Origin of the sequence: Citrobacter sp. RHB36-C18 (genome assembly GCF_013814485.1) — a bacterium.
In the GTDB taxonomy this organism is placed as follows: domain Bacteria; phylum Pseudomonadota; class Gammaproteobacteria; order Enterobacterales; family Enterobacteriaceae; genus Citrobacter; species Citrobacter braakii.
Window position 1 is genome coordinate 2,814,669 of record NZ_CP057125.1, and the last position, 18,658, is coordinate 2,833,326.

Here is an 18,658-nt window from a genome sequence, read left to right on the forward strand (position 1 = left end):
TCAGTATCAGTTCTGAATAATCTCAACCGTATGGTTTTGTCCATCATCCCGCAGCGGTATTCTGTCATCAGGGAGGAGAACACCATCCAGTGTAACGCGATATTCTCCATCGCCGCGTGAGACACTAATCTGATAATGGCTTTCGCCATATTGATAAGCCATAGAAAAAGACGGCCAGCCATCCGGCAACCGGGCATGAACCGTTAAATCAGCACCGGAACGTTTTATCCCCAGTAATTCTTCGGTAAGTAAACGCCAGGCCCAGCCTGATGAACCGGTATACCAGCTCCATCCGGCACGTCCGATATGGGGAGCGACGCTGTAGACATCAGCGCTCATGACATAAGGCTCGGCTTTATAAATCCCGACTGAGTTCACATTCAGAGTATGATTTATCGGGCTGAGCATGGACCAGAGTTGCCAGGCACGTTCGGCATTCCCCATTCGGGCAAATGCCATCACAGCCCAGATAGCGCCATGTGTATACTGCCCTCCGTTTTCCCGCACACCAGGCAGGTAGCCCTGTATGTAACCCGGATTTGGACCGTGCCCATCGAAAGGCGGCGTTAATAGTTTTATCAGTCCCCCTTCGCTATCCACAAGGTGCTTATCCAGCGCCTGCATGGCCTTTGCGCACCGTCCCGGGCTAGCGGCCCCGGACAATACTGACCAGCTCTGGGCAATCGCATCAATCCGGCAATCCTGTGATGCTTTCGACCCCAGGGGAGTACCATCGTCAAAATATCCACGCCGGTACCATTCCCCATCCCAGGCGTGGGCTTCGAGATTGCTTTGCAGGCGCACAGCCTGTGAACGGCACATTGAGGCGACGCTTTCATCCAGCCTGCGATCAGCCAGCGCCGCAAACCGCTGCAAAATGTCGAACAGAAAGAAGCCCAGCCAGACGCTTTCACCCTTGCCGTCGATCCCCACCCGGTTCATGCCGTCATTCCAGTCACCCGCCCCCATCAGCGGCAGACCATGCTCCCCGAACTGTTGTCCATACTTAATGGCTTTGACGCAGTGTAACCAGAGTGTCTCTTCGGTACCGCTGATCACCGGCGTATCATAGGCAGACTCTTCACCAGGCTGAAGCGGACGTCCCTCCAGATAAGGAATACGTGTTTCCAGTACATCCATATCCCCCGTCGTTTCAACATAGTGGCAAACGGCAAGCGGAAGCCACAGATAATCATCGGAACAGCGCGTGCGCACCCCGTTGCCGTGTGGCGGGTGCCACCAGTGCTGTACATCACCCTCAATAAATTGCCGTGATGCACAGAGGATTATCTGTTCTCGCATCCGGTTCGGATCAGCATGACTCAGCGCCAGCGTATCCTGCAGTTGATCGCGAAAACCAAATGCGCCGCCGGACTGGTAGTAACCGCTGCGAGCCATCAGGCGACAGGCTACCGTCTGGTACAATAGCCAGCCATTCACCAGTAAATTTACCGATGTGTCGGGGGTGTTAACCACAATTTTATCAAGCACATTGTGCCAGTGGTTGTGAACCCGGTTCAGCTCCTCGCGGACCGTCTCCTCATTCATATAACGGGCAAGCGTCTCCTGAGCTCGAATATGATTCTCCTCTGCGCCGAGGATAAAAATAAACGTCCTCTGATCGCCATCAATTAATGTTACCGCCGATTGTACTGCCCCGCAGGGATCCAGACCGGCGCCCGTTTTACCTGAAAGCCTGCGTAGCTTCATGACCGACGGGGCGTACAGAGAACCATTACGACCGATAAACTCCCGGCGATCCCCGGTCAACGAACAGTCATTACCGCTGACGGCAAAAAAGGCAGTACGACCGCTACCGTTATCGCCATAAAAGTTGTTCGCCAGCACTCCGCAGCCGCCAGGCGGTCTGGCCGCATGTGTCACAATGTGAGGGGCTGAACGAGTTCGTGTTCCTCCGAGCGTCCACTCCACATAGCCGGTGACGGAAAGTTTTCGTGTCCGCCCCGAAGAGTTACTGAGCGTCAGGAGCGCTAGCTTAACTGGTGCCTCTTCGGCAACCAGGACCGTCAGCTCGCTGTCTATACCATTCTCTCGATGGGCAAACACGCTGTAACCGAAACCATGGCGGGTCAGGTAATCACCATGTCCGCGAACAGGTAAAGCCGTCGGTGACCAACACTCACCACTCTCTTCATCGCGCAGATAAAACGCCTCGCCGCTGCGATCGCTCACCGGATCGTTCTCCCACGGTGTCAACCGGTATTCATGTGCATTCTCATACCAGGAGTAGGCCTGTCCCGCCTCTGAAATCACAGTGCCAAAACGGGCATTTGCCAGTACGTTTGACCAGGGAGCCGGTGTCTGCGCATCTTCCCGCAGGACAATCTGATATTCCCGACCATCCTGAGAAAATCCACCGTACCCATTGAAATGGCATAACTGACTGATATCGGGGCTCCAGTCCGTATGTTGATTACGCTCGCGCACAGCTCGTGGAATGAGTGCTCTGGCCTGAGGTTTAAGGGTGTGAGTACGCTGATTAAGCTGCTCATTGATACTGCCTGTGCGGTCATCAAGATAAAGACAGGCCACGCTCATCAAAAGCAACTTATCCTCAGCAGAGAGATGCTCGCCATTACGAACAAAAATACCGCCCGTTTTGTCCAGCAGGCTGGCTTCAGATCCGGCATAAATTAAGTCCATAATCTGATTTTGTAAGCCCTGCTGGTAGCCGCCGGGGCTGTTATTCAGGATAACCAAATCAACATCCAGCCCTTTCTGTCTCCAGTAACGGTGTGCCTGAATCAGTGTGGTCACTGAGGCAATACTTTCCTCGCTGGTAATACTGAGCAGCACTATCGGCAGATCGCCTGAAATTGCCCAGCCCCACAGACCGGACTGACCACGCCGGTTGCGGCTGATCGCCTGGCCTTCGGCACGCAGCTCCTGGACAGGGTAAAGCACCGCGCTGGCAAGACGATTAAACAAAGTGGCATCATCTTCACTGGCGTTCATCTGGCGTAATACCACCAGACTGTGAGACCAGGCCAGTTCAAAGACGCGATCAGCGATAGGGTAATCGCGGTATTTTTCCAGCAACGCCAGGCTCTGCTGGCGGGTCTCGCTGATGCCATAAATGATATCAATCGTGACCGGCTGCCCCGGCTGCAGAGTGATGGTGTGGCGTATTGCCAGGATCGGATCCAGCACTGACCCCGACGTGTTGCTGAGCGCCCCGCCTGCCTTTATTGCCTGGGCATCCGCAGGGTTTCTGCCACGACCAAGAAATTTTGCCCTGTCTGTTTCAAACGAAACGTTATGACGGTTATCGCCATGCACCACCATCATGTGAAACAGGCAGGGACTCGCTTCACCCGGAGAACGCGGGCGCCGGTGGCAAAGAATAGCGTCACGCTCAGGATCCAGTTCCGTCTGAATAAACAGATTGCTAAATGCCGGGTGTGCCAGATCGCTGGCTTCAGGCGCCAGTACTACTTCGGCATAGGTTGTCAGTTCCAGAGAGCGGGGCTGGCGACCACGATGAATCAGTGTGAGCCGACGCAACTCAATATCATCCTCCGGGGAGATCACAACCTGAGTTTTGACGCTGAGCCCATCGAAAGTACGTCTGAATTCAGCACTCGCATCGGTGAATATCACTTCCTCGTCATGCCCGCTGGTGTGGGCTGTCGGTTGCCAGGTATTGCTCGACACATTCCCCGTCTGTATATCGCGGATATAGCAAAATGCTCCCCAGTTATCGCGGGTGGTATCACTGCGCCAGCGCGTAAGCGCAATATTATTCCAGCGACTATAGCCGCCGCCGCCCGTGGTCAACATCAGATGATAATGGTTGTTGGACAGCAGTTGAATATCCGGGGCCGGCGTGTCCACGCCATAGAAAATACGGGGTTCATAGCGAACGGGTTTGACCCTGCCCTCATGAGATTCAAAATGACGGCGTGGGCTGTACAGATCGACCGCATCCGGCACGCGTTCCTGTAACAGCAGGCTCGCTGAGCGGAAGACCGTACTGGACATGAAGCGTTCAGTCATCGGGGCGTCAAGTAGCACATGAGCCAGCGCCTGAAACGCCATGCCCTGGTGATGCGCCATCCAGGACTGAACCACCGCATAGAGCTGACCGGTTGCGAGGCGTGAGGGAGTATAGTCCAGCGCTTCATAAAAACCGTATTCACCATGTGCGCCATTTTTTTGCAGCCTGATCAGGTTCTCACAGGCTTTCTGTGGCGAGACCATCAACGCCAGCAGTGTGGCGTAAGGGGCGACAACCATGTCATCAGCAAGCCCCCTGCGCAGGCCGAGACCCGGCACACCAAATGCCTGATATTGATAATTATGCTGAACATCAAAAGCATGATAACCAGACTCTGAAACGCCCCACGGTACTCCGCGTTCTTTCCCCCAATGAATCTGGCGCATTACCGCCGACTGACTCATTTCATCGAGCAGGCTGCCAGGCCAGGTGGGCATTACCAGATTCGGCATCAGGTATTCAAACATTGACCCGCTCCAAGACATCAGGGCGGTTTCATTGTCAATGGTGGTGAACAGTCGCCCCAGCGCGTACCAGCTTTTAAGAGGCAGTTGATTAGTGGCAATGGCAAGAAAGCTGGTCAGGCGGATTTCAGACGGCAGAAGATCGTAGTGGCTCTTGTCAGGCATATTCGTGTCACAGTTATAGCCAACACTGAGCAGACTGGTTGCTTCGCTGTACAGAAAGGCGAAATCCATCCGGGCATGCTCATCCAGCCGTTGTTCAAGTTCAGTGATAATATTGAGTCGCATCCGGGCCTGCTCCGTCGCTGACGCCGGGGGGGTTCCTACACCAGTAAATGTTGCGCGGGCAAGCTCGCACAAAGTCGGCAGCGTCTGTTCGTTCCAGGATGCAGGTAACCAGCCAAGCAGCAGCGACCACTCATGGCAAAGCTGAACCAGTTGATGCTCCAGATGTCCTGCCCAACGCATCTGAAGAGGAGATCCCTGATGGCATAGCGTGTTCAGGTGATTGCACTGGGTGCGCATATTTTTCAGCTCGCTGAAAAATGTCTGCGGAGAGAGCGACACCGCGCTCAGGCAGTGTTTTCGCAGCAACCGCAAGCTGTCAGGCGGGTTCTGACCCCACTGTTTTTCCAGAATATCCAGCGTATCGTTCAGTCCTGCCAGTATCTGTTGGCGATTTAAAACTGGCTGATGACGCATGGCGGACAGCCCTGCACGCAGCGTCAACAAATGCCCTGCCATGTTGCCGCTGTCGACGCTTGAGATATAGCGTGGGCTGAGGGGGGCCAGCGTACGAGTGTCATACCAGTTGTAGAGATGGCCCCGGTAGTGCTCCATTTTATCCATTGTGTCGAGCGTGAGCGACACGCGCCGGAGCACTTCCCCGCCGGGCAGGTAGCCAAAGTCCCATGCCGTCAGGTTAGCCATGAGGGAAAGGCCAATATTGGTAGGAGAAGTTCGATGGGCCACCGTCGGCTGCGGTATTTCCTGGTAATTATCAGGCGGAAGCCAGTTCTCTTTTTCTGTGGCAAAGGTTTCAAAAAACGCCCAGATTTCACGGCTTGTCTGGCGCAACAGCTGTTTTTGTTCCGGATTGGGCGAAAACACCTTCCGCGCAGGCTGACGACTCAGCCAGCTCATCAGCAGCGGTGCCACACACCATAACAAACCGATCGGCAACGCAATCCCCAGCAGTTGTGGAGCAAATTGTCCGGTCAGTATTATCAGCATCACACCACATGCAACATTCAGCCACATCGCCTGATAAAAACGCGCGACAGTGGGTCCGGCCTGATTGCTGTCCAGGCTGTGGCTGACCCACTGGCTGAGGTGACGCCTGCTGATCCCCAATCGCCATAACGTCACGGCGATCGCTTTTAGCGAATATCCGGCTTCGTGCGGCAGTATCGCAAAATTAAGGCCGATACCTGACAAACGCTTCAGCGCGCCCGCCCCTACCAGTAACAGATGCGGCTTCAGGCGGCGACGCAGAGGTTTATGCAGCAGGTCATGGGTGATGCAGAGGATGGTTGGCAACAGCCATATCAGCGACAGTACGCCCAGCCAGTAAACCGGATTAGGTACCCCGAGCAGGGTGAAGAACAGCAATACCAGTAATGAGGGGGCGACCAGACTGCGACGCAGATTATCGAGTAATTTCCAGTAAGAAAGCGCGGTCAGCGGATTCCTGGTCCGGGTTCCATCGGCTCTTCTGACACGTGGTTTCAGCCAGTTAAGCAGTTGCCAGTCACCCCGGATCCAGCGTGAACGGCGTGCAACATCCGACAGATAATTATTCGGGTACTGTTCATAGAGTAACACCTCACTCAGCAGACCCGAACGTGCATAGCATCCTTCGAGTAGATCATGGCTGAGAACCAGATTTTCCGGGCAGGTGTTGGCAGTGGCCTGCATAAAAATGTCAACATCGTAAATCCCTTTGCCCACGAACGATCCTTCCCCAAAAAGATCCTGATAGATATCCGAAGACATCATCGAATAGGGATTATTGCCCGGTATGCTGCTGCGCATGGCGGCGTAACGTCCCTGACCGTTGCGTGGTATCTCCTCCGCAAGGCCGGGTTGTAAAATGCCAAATCCTTTGATAACCCTCTGGCGTACCGGATCATACTCTGGCGTATTCAGCGGATGCGCCATCGTCGCGACCAGTTTATGCGCCGTATCGCGCGGCAGCACCGTATCACTGTCCAGGGTAATGACGTATTTAATGTGGCCCGGTAAAAGGTTAGCAGGCATGTCTGCAACGCTGACGAATTGTGTCCCCGGATGGCGCAACCAGCTGTTCAGTAACGCCAGTTTTCCCCGCTTGCGTTCATAGCCCATCCACGTTCCTTCCGCGGGGTTCCATTCAGGCTGGCGGTGTAGCAGGTAAAAACGTGGGCGGCTGGAGGGATAGCGGCGATTCAGCGCCTGCGTATCGGCGATCGCCTGTCTGAGCAGCATCTGGCTTTCCGGCGAGGGTTCATTTGCAGAATCAGCGAAATCAGTGAGCAGCGCAAACCTGAGATTTTCGTTTTCATTCCCCAGCCAGCAGACTTCAAGGCTGGTGAGGAGTTGGCTGAAACTTGCGTGGCTGGTCAGCATGCAGGGGATGACTAACAGGGTGGCGCTGTCAGGGGGAATGCCGGTTGAGAAATCCATCCGCGGCAAGGGGCGAGGAACGCGAAAACGGGTGGTGGCGTCACTGAGTAAATCGCTCATTAACTGAGTTACAGCGATAATCAGAGGGAATATCACCGCGATCAGCAGCCAGTCTGCGCCCTGCATGGCTGTTTCGTGCAAAATCGCTGCGGTCGTTGCGGTTGTCAACAATGCCAGGTTTCCAAGCCATGACAGCAGGGTTATTCTGTTGAAACTGTGCCGCAAGCGCATGAGCCTTGAGGTGTCTGCTAACAGATGAATTTCCAGCGCCTGCCGACCTTCGCCTGCGAGATAATAACCAATATGATGTTCCAGTGTATCGGGAGCACTGTTTCCTGAAAGCGTCAGCACCCTGTCAGCAACTTCAGGCTCGCTGAGACCACTGTCTCTGGCCAGGACCTCAACAACGTGCCGGTAATGATCCCGGGTATTAAAGTGCATCCGAGGATAGATACCGGCAGGATCATTGCGTAATGCCTGTTCGACGACACTTATCGTTTCGGCGAAATCAGCCCAATCCGTTTCACTCAGTAATCGCAGACCCGCGATACTGTTACTGACAGATAGCTGGCTGGCGGCAAGCTGTTGATTGAAATTATGTATGAGAACGTCGGTGGTGATCCCCTGTTCCCGAAGGCACTGATCAACCCAGGTCAGAGGTAACGACAGCGCATTGCCATGCCCCTGCAGGCGCCGCACCAGCTCTGCGACAAACGCACTGGTTAACGTAGGTCGGGAGCGTGCCATATCGGCAACCACCATGATTAAATCGCCAGGGGCATTCTCTGCACATCCGAAAATCTTTGTTATCCACATATCAGCCAGCGTTCTGTCCTGCTGCGCTTTGATCACTTCGATACTGATACGACGAAGATTTTCTATCAGCGCCAGGCGCAGCATTCCCGGTAACGCCCAGACTTCACCTAATGTCAGCGGGGTCACCTGTTGATAGGCGGTGAGATAGCTGGTCAGGCTGGCGGCATCCCAGCGCCCGTCACCGTGAGCAATGGCCTCTGATGCAATATTGTAAATTCGTGGGCAATTCAGCGGCGACATCAGCGACGGGAGACCTTTACCAAAGCTTTTCGGCAAGTGCTGGCGGACAGTGCGGATTTGTTCCTCAATCAGATAATAATTGTCCAGTAACCACTCCCCGGCAGGCATGATACTGGTCTTTTTACCCGCGTTAAGCTCATAACAGCTTTGGGTAATGATGGCCTCATTCTCGCCGAGTCTTTTTAGAAGATAATAAGGATGTTTATCCGGCGATAATTTATGGGTCCGTGCGAGCTTCTGACCGTAGCGTTCCATCTGGGCGGTCGAAAAGAGTTCTGACTGCAGCGTGCTTTCACCGGCAGGATCGTTCGCCGAAAACGTTACGCTTTCGGGAGCATTCATCGGAATATGGGAGCGGTTAAACCACGCCCTGGGGTTCATTTTCATAGCATTGCTCTGATGCAGAGTTAGCATGCAGGAGCAGTTGCGAAATCAGTTCAGAAACGTTCTCTCAGGATGGGCGTAAGGCATCAGGGATTTAACAGCTGCCGGGATTTGACTTAAGTATAGAACACCGGGTTTAGGTGCAACTAAGTGTCAGGATTATCGTGGTGAAACAAACAGTGTTTTACAGCCAGGGCACAGCATTGTCTGCTTAAGGCGAATTTTAGAAATAGATTGGGATGAACGTAAGCCGCAGGCCGGGCAGATGACAGTAGTCGTCGATACGCCGCCGAGGTACTTCATTGCGTAATCGATGAGAGACATGATGATTACCCTTTCGATGAATGAGATTCACTGTACCACGTTTGGATAAAATTTAACCATTTAATTTATCTTCCTATTTTTTATCCAAAAGGGGGATATCACAGGGTAGATGACGACGTTTGCCAAGATAGATATTTGCAGCCACAGGGGCCGTTGAGACCGTTGCTCCGCCACTCTTCGATACGGCTCTCTGCAGTCCGCTCTGGTATACAATGACCCGCTTCGATATTTCTTCCGGGAAATACTATGATATTTACCCTGAACTTTTCCTTTATTCCTTAGTCTAATAATCAAATCCATCTGAAATGAAGAAAATTTATGATTACCAGCCTTTCATTGGTATTTACCGTCATTACCGCTCTGTGCATTATGTTGTTTGCTGCGGTAAAAGTAGGAGTTGGGTTATCTAACAATCCCGACCGAAATGATAATTAACCCATTCGCAGGCTACTACGTCATCCCACTCCCCTCAATGTGATACCCACTGACCACGAAATATTCGACAAGTGCATTCCCTGCCCTGAGCCAGCAGTAGCCCGATAGCGCGGGCTGGCATCGGAAAGGCCCCATTAAAAAATCAGGCCTTGTCTCTATGGTTAAAAATGAAGGTTTTGACAACATCCAAATTTTTTGACAGTAATAAAAAAGCATTACCTTTTAAGATAATGCTTTTCATTCAAGCTGGGTCTTTTAACAATTAGATCAATGTAATTTTAATATCATAGCTTTCAAGCCCAGTCATTTTTTCACGAGCAGTAAACTGGATGTCGGAAACTTCTTTTCCTGTCTTTTTTTTGAGTTCAACAATTTTTTTTGTAATGAATTCAGAAATATCCGCTTCAGTTTTTGTTTTTAACTCTTCGACGTTCATTATTTACCTCTCTTGATCTCTAACGTATCAACGCCAAGTATGTAACATTCCCCGTGGAGCACTTATAACAGCGCTGACATGTTTAAAAGATAGAATGGAAAGACTCAATAATCAAGAGGTTGCAGTACAATCTTCATACAAGAAAAGCGCAAAACATCTGCAAACCACTGGACTACTATCTCGGTCGGTAAAGAAACAATCAGATGTCACTTCAAAAGCTTCGATGCTGCCTCGAGAATCTCTTCGGAACTGACATCGCGATCAGAGGCAACATAAACTATTTTATGGTCTCCTGTCAGAGATGGAAATCCTGCTGACATCACGGACAGGTGTGCTTTTTCCCCATTGGGAAACTCACGCATTATCGAAGTAATTCCCTTCATTACGGATACAACAACTGCCGGTTCTGAGTTAAAAAAAACGATTACTTTTTTCATAATGATACCGTGATGGTTCGTACAAAGATGAACGGTTTAGCATACAAAAAAGGCTCCATAAGGAACCTGAACTTTATTTTCTAAAATCTAACGAAGTCTGACCAGAACGAATGTATAGCGCAACATTGTCAAATGTAATCATTACCGATTTGCAAAAAATACATTTTGCTCCGAAAGGATTTTTTTCAGTAACATCAAAGCTCGACGTTCTGTACTGAGATCCGTGGCAGCACGGGCATCTGAAGTGAATATTATGTGTAATAACAGTTACCTTATACAGCCACGACATTAACTGCTGAGGGGCCTTTAGGTCCCTGTTCAACACTAAACTCAACTTCCTGATTCTCATTCAGCGTCTTGAAATCGTTACTCTGGATAGCAGAAAAGTGTACAAACACATCTTTACTGCCATCTTTAGGGGTGATAAACCCAAAACCTTTTTCAGGATTGAACCATTTAACTAAGCCAGTCATTTTATTAGACATAATTATTACCTTTCTTGAGTAAGCCCTTGGGCAGAATGGTCCGAAAAACTATCAGAGAGAAAAGCCAGCAAGGAAGTCTCAACAGGAACAAGAAATAAAATTAATACAGCACTTGCTTTAGATAAATTCGTTACAAACCAAGAATTCATTAACGCATGATTAACCAAACATAGCAAGATTTAGTTTTATAGGGAAATCGCACATGATTCTTATCATAAAAATGAATTTAAATAGCTTAAATCGAAAATTATGTCATGCTGCTTAAGACCTTTATCTATCACCCTAAGTTTTCAGGGATTTTGACTCACGGAAGAGTCGTATTTCCTCCATCTCAGCATAATATTTAGCATCTACCACGAAATTTCCGAGCATGTCAGAGAGGATTACAACGTCAGCTCCGGCTGTTTTGCTTTTGGCAGGAACGGCAAGATTTCCGGTGTGCTTTGCGGCATTCAGGCGGCGGGCAAGCTTTGTGGTATCGGTGTGCGGCTGGCAAAGAGTAACAGACAGGATAGAAAAAGCCGCATATGGCTGCCTGGGTTATATTTATCAGTAGATTGACGCGTCTTAATGCCCGGCTGACACTAAGCTCACCATAACAATGCAAGAATCCTATTGTTGGTGCAAACGCACCGTCATAGCGCATCACTGAAACAATATGAAACAATCAAACAATCAATGCCCATGCTTTTTTGTTTGTTGTTGACATTTAAATCTGCCATTAATTAGGAACCGAATCTGTGGAGGATATTTATGCTCAAACTTTTCCATTACCATTCTCAATACTGGATATTTCTCGCACTTGCACTTTCTGTTTACGTAGTTGCTTTTCGATAACACATGAATAGGTTGTGTACTGCTTCCATCTAATGTAGCCAGAACTTATATCTCATGAGCTTTGGTCCGGGCCTTAGCTCATCAAAGTGCATATGTTATAAATATAATGATACCGTTGCTGATATAAAGCCGTGCACAGAAACCATCTGACCTGTTTTGCTTAGCCTTATAACAACCTGAAAAAGAAAACGTTTTAAACATGCTAACCAGTATTTTGGAAGTCCACAAGTTTTTAATATCGGTCAAAGTCAACATGTTGAATTTAAGTCATGGGCCACTCAATATGTGTAGAACCGCTTACCACCATAATGGCAAATCCAAAGATAATGTGGGTATTAAAAATTACGTCTTCTTTCGCTACTGCATTAGCAATTGATTAACAATAACCTATATCAGGTATCGCCCTCCTTTTTTATAAGTTAAAAAAGTAAGACGAGATTATTTTTTCAGTGTATATCTGAACATCCTCTATAATTCTGTCTATGTTAAAGATTTTAACCAATGAAAAACAATATTTTTTCCATTGAACGGAATAAACCGATAAGTCCTTTAGAACTTAAGATTTACCGCAACTATCGTGTAGTTCATGGGATCCGTATTGCTTTAGCATTTGTTATAACTTTCTTACTGATAAGAATGTTGAATTTACCAGACCACTCCTGGCCCCTGATTACACTGGTTGTGGTCATGGGACCAATTAGTTACATGGGCAATGTGATACCCAGGGCACTTGAACGTATGGCGGGAACTGTAGGGGGTGCGATTTTGGGGATCATCGCATTACACATTGAAATGTACTCTCTCACTATGATGATGCTGTGGTGTGGATGCGCAGCTTTCCTTTGTGGTTTTCTGGCCATGAGTAAACGTCCCTATGCCGCATTATTGATTGGTATCACGCTGGCGGTTGTCAGCAGCGCTCCTGCAGGAGACTTACAAACAGCATTGTGGCGAAGCACCAACATTATTATAGGATGCATTCTGGCGATGTTGTTTACCAGCATTTTTCCCCAAAGAGCATTCATTAACTGGCGTATACAACTTGCTGACTTTCTTTCTGATTATCTAAAAATAACAACGGCGGGAGTCTCCCGAAACGTTCTTGCGCCCCCGAGAATGGCCAAACTTCAAACGCGAGCGCTGAATAATGTAGTAAAAATGCGCAGCCTTATTACACCAGTAAATAAAGAAACAAAGATTGCGAAGAGTCTACTTGAAGATATTCAATCGATAACCCGCGATATGATAGCGGCGCAAAAATTTCAGATAAATGCCCACTGGGCATCCCGTGGCAGTCGATTTCTCATATTGAATACTCACACGCTGTCAGATATGGAAAAAATGACCCGTAGCACCCTCAACACCCTCGCACATGCCTTGCATGAAGGAAACCCAACGCCGATAGCATCAAATAGCGAGCATCTTCTCGAAATTACTAAAGAGTTGCATTGTCTTTTACTCGCCAATGAGGGCGAGGAAATCATTGAAAGCGCCGTTCACGGATATGTCTGGTTGAGCATTCAGCTTGCTATCCAACTTGAAGCACTATCAACCTTAATCACAAAAGCGCTTACAGAAAATAATTGATTTCAATGTCAACCGAAAAATATGTAATCATTATTGCCTCACACCGTCCAGATATCACAACCTATCTTTTAGTAATGAAAAAGGCCTATTTTATTGTGTGGGCCAGAAAAGAAGAGTTTTGCACTACCAGGCTAGATGCCTCTCAGTAGGTCTTTGATTGAGAAACCATAATCCGTGAGCACCGTAGGTGATTTATAGCTCGTTTACAGAACAGATTTTTTCCTGATAAATATCAATATTTCTCTTATCTCATCGGCCTCTTGACCGTGCAAGGCATGACTTTTCCGTTCGAGCAAATCAATGATATTCCCGGTCGTAACCCTTTTGCCATTTTCAAGTAGCTGGATAACTGTTTCACCAATTTCCTGGGCCATAATATGGTTTTGTATGATTCTCAATGCGTTGCCCTTTATATGGTTATTAGTAATACCGTTACACATCAGACATGATGTTAATAGCAAAACAAAAAATACAATTCTTTGCCCAACTTACTTGTATGTTGCACGGATACCCCTGAAATGACAAAACCCCGTTAGAACGAGGTTTTTATTCATGGTGTAACCATAGAGGATCAAACCCTCGTCTCCTGCAAGTTCAAAAGTCGCCCGCTCAATTCGATGAGGTAGTAGCAGACTGACGGCCCTTGTTGGACTTAAACCAGTGCCTGGCAATGATAATGAATCTTGCCGCCTTAACTGGAAGGTCAGAGCCAAATGTTACTTTCGCAACACCTGTTCATTTGATTTACTGGAAGTATATGGCGCATAGTTATCAGGTGTGATCATTGATGATTTACAAAAAATACACTTTGCACCAAAGGGATTTTTCTCAGTCACATCAAAATGGGAAGTTCTGTACTGTGACCCATGACAACAAGGGCACTTAAAATAAATATGGTCGGTCATGATGTTAGCCTTTATTTGCTACAACACTCACTACCGCAGTGATATCCAAAAGATCTATTTAACTAATAATTTCTCTTGGTTTTCAGTACCAGGTTACAACTCACTATTAAAAGCAATAAAAAATAAATATTTCTTATCAGTTCACATGAGGAATCTAAAATAATATAATTTTCTTTATATTATAGCACCAGCGATTTTTGGGATGTTGTTAGCTTTTACGAATGCACTTAAGCGTGCAAGAAAAACTACAGAGGTAAAACAACAAATGACATTCATAAAATAATCATTTCAACTGTTCTACCCAATGATTAGACTCAGACATCTGTTCAGCTTTATGTTGGCAGATGTTGAGTTTCTGAAAAACCAATATATCTACTCAGGCATTCACCGTCTTCGCTATCGTATATTGGTTTACATCAGGAAAAATATCAGGCAGCAACTACGTTTTCAGCTGACGGCCCTTTTGCACCAGCAGTAATGCTGAACTCAACTTTTTGGCCTTCATTCAGCGTTTTAAAGCCACCACTCTGAATAGCAGAGAAGTGTACAAACACATCTTTACTACCATTGTCAGGGGTAATAAAACCAAAACCTTTAGACTCGTTAAACCATTTTACTAAACCAGTCATTTTATTAGACACAGGTAATTCCTTAAATTCTATGTAGCCTTACGGCGAAAAGGGCTTCGCACACAATCTAATTAGTAACGATAAGAAGGCTCAAAAGAAAGGATTATCTGTGGATAACGCTTGAGATGAGAACTGCTTTACTAAACCGCTTTAATGGGTCTGTGTACCTAACCAACCCCTCATTAATCACACACCCCACAAACAATAGCAAGTTATTTTTTCATTTAATTTTTCGCAAAATCTTAGAAATGGAAACTGAGACAGCATAATCAATGAGTTCTGTTCACTAGCAATAACATACTGCCGGTCGTCCCCTGGATAACGAAAAATAAAATAGAATATATTTATCAGCAACTTAAAGGAAACCCCGTTTCAATCCGTAAAAATCCAGCAACGAATTTTCGTGCTATTTTTCGCATCTGAGGAAATTAATAGCAACAAAGAAAATCATTTCTTCCAACCAGTAAATTCTGAAACAGCCATAACATTTACAAAACTATGCTCCTTTTGTTTCATATCAGTGTATTATCAGAGAAGGAAAATTAAAAAAATTGAAGGAGAAAAAATGCAACGACAGGCAATGATTTCATCAAAAATAAAATTTATTGGTTACTACCCATTAGAAAAGATACTGGAGATTGGTTTCGTAAATTCTTCAACTTTCCAGTATGTGGGCGTTCCTGAAAGCATCTATAACTCTTTTCTCACGGTGCAATCTAAAGGCCGTTTCTTTGACGGTGTCATTAAAGGTAAATTCTTGTGTCGTAAAACAGGGTGATTCAAGAAATTTACGCTGTAGATAGCGTAAAACGCCGTTCTGGTGTTTTCTGTTTTTGTTAGCACCGGGCCAGGAAATTGATATCCCAAAAACCACTATTCCCGTCAATTTCGTTACCCTTCGTTAAGCATGCTCCCTGCAGCGTTCACAGGTTTCAAACACTGGGACGCCATGCTCTTTCGTGGCTTTGCAGTCAAGTACCTCCCCTTTACCACCACAGCGGTAGCGTGCGCTAATTGTTCCCTGAACCGATTGCTATACCGCCACTCGCAGTCAGCAATGAGTAAAGCTGGTCATTTAAATGGCCTTTTTTTCCCGATCATCCTAAAAATTGTTGTAAAATTCGCGGCCTTAGTGATAGCTGCTTCTTTTTGGCTATCTGTTTTGGCGGGAAGTTTTGGAGAGATTTTGGAGAAGAGAAAAAGTTGATTATTTTCAATACTCTGAAAACATCGCGCCTTCTGAACAAGAAGGTGAAACGCGAATGATCGGTCGGCTGCTCAGAGGCGGTTTTATGACCGCCATCTACGCGTATCTGTATATTCCAATCATTATTTTGATTGTGAACTCCTTTAACAGCTCGCGCTTTGGCATCAACTGGCAGGGTTTTACCACCAAATGGTACGGCCTGCTGATGAACAACGACAGCCTGCTACAGGCAGCGCAACACTCGCTGACGATGGCGGTGCTATCCGCCACGTTTGCCACGCTGATCGGCTCACTCACAGCGGTTGCACTTTACCGCTACCGTTTTCGCGGTAAACCGTTTGTCAGCGGCATGCTGTTCGTGGTGATGATGTCGCCGGATATCGTAATGGCGATTTCTTTGCTGGTGCTGTTTATGCTGATCGGCATTCAACTGGGTTTCTGGTCACTGCTGTTCTCGCATATCACTTTTTGTCTACCTTTTGTGGTGGTGACGGTTTACTCACGTCTGAAAGGTTTTGATGTACGAATGCTTGAAGCCGCCAAAGATCTCGGCGCCAGTGAAGTGACTATTCTGCGCAAGATTATACTGCCTCTGGCAATGCCTGCAGTGGCTGCCGGCTGGTTGCTGAGCTTTACGTTGTCGATGGATGATGTCGTCGTGTCGTCCTTCGTTACCGGGCCTGGTTATGAAATTTTGCCGTTAAAAATCTACTCAATGGTAAAAGTCGGCGTATCACCAGAGGTGAACGCGCTGGCGACCATTTTGTTGGTTCTGTCGCTGGTTATGGTGATTGCCAGCCAGCTTATTGCACGTGATAAAACCAAGGGCCGCTAAGGCCCTTAATTCAGGGGACGTTAAATGATGAAAAAATGGTCACGCCACCTGCTCGCGGCGGGTGCTCTGGCACTGGGCATGAGCGCCGCTCACGCTAATGACAATAACACGCTCTATTTCTATAACTGGACCGAGTATGTCCCGCCTGGACTGCTGGAGCAGTTCACCAAAGAGACTGGCATTAAGGTTATCTATTCGACCTACGAGTCGAACGAAACCATGTACGCCAAGCTCAAAACCTATAAAGACGGCGCATACGATCTGGTGGTTCCGTCCACCTATTACGTCGATAAAATGCGCAAAGAAGGCATGATCCAGAAGATCGACAAGTCGACGTTGACCAACTTCCACAACCTCGATCCGGAAATGCTCAACAAGCCATTCGACCCCAACAATGACTACTCTATCCCGTATATCTGGGGTGCGACGGCCATTGGCATCAATAGCGATGCCATCGACCCGAAAACAGTAACCAGCTGGGCCGATCTGTGGAAACCGGAGTACAAAGGTAGCCTGCTGTTAACGGATGATGCGCGTGAAGTGTTCCAGATGGCGCTGCGCAAGCTGGGATATTCCGGCAATACCACCGATCCTAAAGAGATTGAAACCGCTTATAACGAGTTGAAGAAGCTGATGCCTAACGTCGCGGCATTTAACTCTGACAACCCGGCCAACCCGTATATGGAAGGCGAAGTCAATTTGGGGATGGTGTGGAACGGCTCCGCGTATGTTGCGCGTCAGGCAGGTACACCGCTGGAAGTGGTATGGCCGAAAGAAGGTGGGATTTTCTGGATGGACAGCCTGTCTATTCCAGCAAACGCAAAAAATAAAGAAGGTGCGCTGAAGCTGATTAACTTCCTGCTGCGCCCGGACGTGGCGAAAGAAGTCGCGGAAACCATCGGTTATCCGACGCCAAACCTGGCAGCACGTAAGCTGTTAAGCCCTGAAGTCGCGAACGATAAAACCCTCTACCCTGATGCAGAAACCATCAACAAAGGGGAATGGCAGAATGATGTCGGTTCCGCCAGCGCTATCTATGAAGAGTATTATCAGAAGCTGAAAGCAGGACGTTAATTCAGCGTTGTAAGGAATGCCCGATGGCGCTGCGCGTATCGGGCAAAAAAATCACAGTCCTTTCAATAATTTCTCAACAAACTCAGGCACCACCTGGCTTGCCGGACCGTAATACTTCTCTTCAAACTCGCTTCCTACCTGGCTCGGTTCGAGATTTAGCTCTACCGTATGCGCCCCATGTAGTCGAGCTTCATGCACAAACCCCGCTGCCGGGTATACATGGCCCGATGTACCAATCGCAATGAACACATCGGCCATTGCCAGTGCCATATAAATTTCATCCATGCCCAGCGGCATTTCACCAAACCACACCACGTGCGGGCGCAGCGGCGCCGGAAACTGGCAACAATGGCATTTATCTTCCGCAGTCACATCGCCAGTCCACTCCAGAATCTGCCCGCTTTGCGAACAGCGAACCTTGAGCAGTTCGCCGTGCATATGGATTACGTTCTGGCTGCCCGCACGTTCATGCAGGTTATCAATATTCTGCGTCACCAGTAAAAAACGGTCGCCCAGCTCGGCTTCGAGTTTTGCCAGCGCGATATGCGCCGCGTTAGGCTGGATTTCTGATTGTTGCAACTGATGACGACGGGCGTTATAAAACGACTGGACCAGTTGCGGATTACGACTAAATCCTTCCGGAGTCGCAACGTCCTCTACCCGATGTTCTTCCCAGAGACCATCCGCCGCGCGAAAGGTTCGAATTCCTGACTCAGCGGAGATTCCCGCTCCCGTCAGTACCAGCACTCTTGGTTTTTCCATCAATTCAGGCACCACTCTGTCTCTGAAAAAGATTCGTTGACGCAGGCGATCGCGCATATGGCGTTTATTTTTACGAAAGCGGCTTAACCGATGACCCCGGCGCGACAGCATAACAACCT

At 48.2% G+C, this 18,658-nt stretch carries 14 protein-coding genes and 1 pseudogene; 4 read left to right on the top strand and 11 right to left on the bottom strand.

All coding sequences use genetic code 11. The features are described from left to right. Nucleotides 1-6 precede the first annotated feature (6 nt). The 6 genes from HVZ52_RS13545 to cspG form a co-directional block, all read right to left on the bottom strand. A complete protein-coding gene (locus HVZ52_RS13545; protein WP_181598334.1) occupies nucleotides 7-8,589 on the bottom strand; it encodes a glucoamylase family protein in 8,583 nt (2,860 codons plus the stop codon). A gap of 156 nt (nucleotides 8,590-8,745) precedes the next feature. Beyond that, entirely contained in the window at nucleotides 8,746-8,910 is a 165-nt protein-coding gene (locus HVZ52_RS22950) for a YnfU family zinc-binding protein (RefSeq protein WP_175299807.1), read from the bottom strand. 697 nt (nucleotides 8,911-9,607) lie between these two features. Beyond that, a complete protein-coding gene (locus tag HVZ52_RS13550; protein WP_016152691.1) occupies nucleotides 9,608-9,781 on the bottom strand; it encodes an addiction module toxin, GnsA/GnsB family in 174 nt (57 codons plus the stop codon). A 206-nt stretch (nucleotides 9,782-9,987) separates the two neighbouring features. Beyond that, nucleotides 9,988-10,218, bottom strand: a complete 231-nt coding sequence (locus tag HVZ52_RS13555; RefSeq protein WP_019076503.1) for a hypothetical protein — start codon at nucleotides 10,216-10,218, stop codon at nucleotides 9,988-9,990. A gap of 73 nt (nucleotides 10,219-10,291) precedes the next feature. Next, nucleotides 10,292-10,480: a cold-shock protein gene (locus HVZ52_RS13560; protein ID WP_181599297.1), complete on the bottom strand. Its 189-nt coding sequence runs from the start codon at nucleotides 10,478-10,480 to the stop codon at nucleotides 10,292-10,294. A gap of 10 nt (nucleotides 10,481-10,490) precedes the next feature. Beyond that, nucleotides 10,491-10,703, bottom strand: a complete 213-nt coding sequence (cspG, locus tag HVZ52_RS13565; protein ID WP_003841958.1) for a cold shock protein CspG — start codon at nucleotides 10,701-10,703, stop codon at nucleotides 10,491-10,493. Nucleotides 10,704-12,041: 1,338 nt separating this feature from the next. Here cspG and HVZ52_RS13570 point away from each other — a divergent pair. Next, entirely contained in the window at nucleotides 12,042-13,127 is a 1,086-nt protein-coding gene (locus HVZ52_RS13570; RefSeq protein WP_016156215.1) for an FUSC family protein, read from the top strand. Between the two features lie 203 nt (nucleotides 13,128-13,330). On the opposite strand, the gene HVZ52_RS13575 is transcribed toward HVZ52_RS13570, so the two are convergent. The 3 genes from HVZ52_RS13575 to HVZ52_RS13585 form a co-directional block, all read right to left on the bottom strand. Continuing rightward, entirely contained in the window at nucleotides 13,331-13,501 is a 171-nt protein-coding gene (locus tag HVZ52_RS13575; protein ID WP_223949811.1) for a hypothetical protein, read from the bottom strand. A gap of 342 nt (nucleotides 13,502-13,843) precedes the next feature. Then, nucleotides 13,844-14,032 carry a cold-shock protein gene (locus HVZ52_RS13580; RefSeq protein WP_071600303.1) on the bottom strand — a complete coding sequence of 63 codons (189 nt, stop codon included), beginning with the start codon at nucleotides 14,030-14,032 and terminating at the stop codon, nucleotides 13,844-13,846. Nucleotides 14,033-14,460: 428 nt separating this feature from the next. Beyond that, nucleotides 14,461-14,673 (bottom strand): cold-shock protein, encoded by a 213-nt coding sequence (locus HVZ52_RS13585; RefSeq protein ID WP_005127641.1) that lies wholly within the window; start codon nucleotides 14,671-14,673, stop codon nucleotides 14,461-14,463. A 553-nt stretch (nucleotides 14,674-15,226) separates the two neighbouring features. Between HVZ52_RS13585 and HVZ52_RS13590 the strand changes: the two genes are divergently transcribed. Next, entirely contained in the window at nucleotides 15,227-15,439 is a 213-nt protein-coding gene (locus HVZ52_RS13590; protein ID WP_016152687.1) for a KTSC domain-containing protein, read from the top strand. Nucleotides 15,440-15,577: 138 nt separating this feature from the next. On the opposite strand, the pseudogene HVZ52_RS13595 reads toward HVZ52_RS13590, so the two are convergent. Then, nucleotides 15,578-15,685, bottom strand: a pseudogene (locus tag HVZ52_RS13595) (antitermination protein); the annotation flags it as partial. Between the two features lie 238 nt (nucleotides 15,686-15,923). On the opposite strand from HVZ52_RS13595, the gene potC reads away from it, so the two are divergent. Further along, a complete protein-coding gene (gene potC, locus HVZ52_RS13600) occupies nucleotides 15,924-16,703 on the top strand; it encodes a spermidine/putrescine ABC transporter permease PotC (RefSeq protein WP_003030794.1) in 780 nt (259 codons plus the stop codon). A 27-nt stretch (nucleotides 16,704-16,730) separates the two neighbouring features. Next, nucleotides 16,731-17,777 (top strand): spermidine/putrescine ABC transporter substrate-binding protein PotD, encoded by a 1,047-nt coding sequence (potD, locus tag HVZ52_RS13605; RefSeq protein ID WP_181599298.1) that lies wholly within the window; start codon nucleotides 16,731-16,733, stop codon nucleotides 17,775-17,777. Nucleotides 17,778-17,828: 51 nt separating this feature from the next. On the opposite strand, the gene cobB is transcribed toward potD, so the two are convergent. After that, nucleotides 17,829-18,650, bottom strand: a complete 822-nt coding sequence (gene cobB, locus HVZ52_RS13610; protein WP_016152685.1) for a Sir2 family NAD+-dependent deacetylase — start codon at nucleotides 18,648-18,650, stop codon at nucleotides 17,829-17,831. Nucleotides 18,651-18,658: the final 8 nt, after the last annotated feature.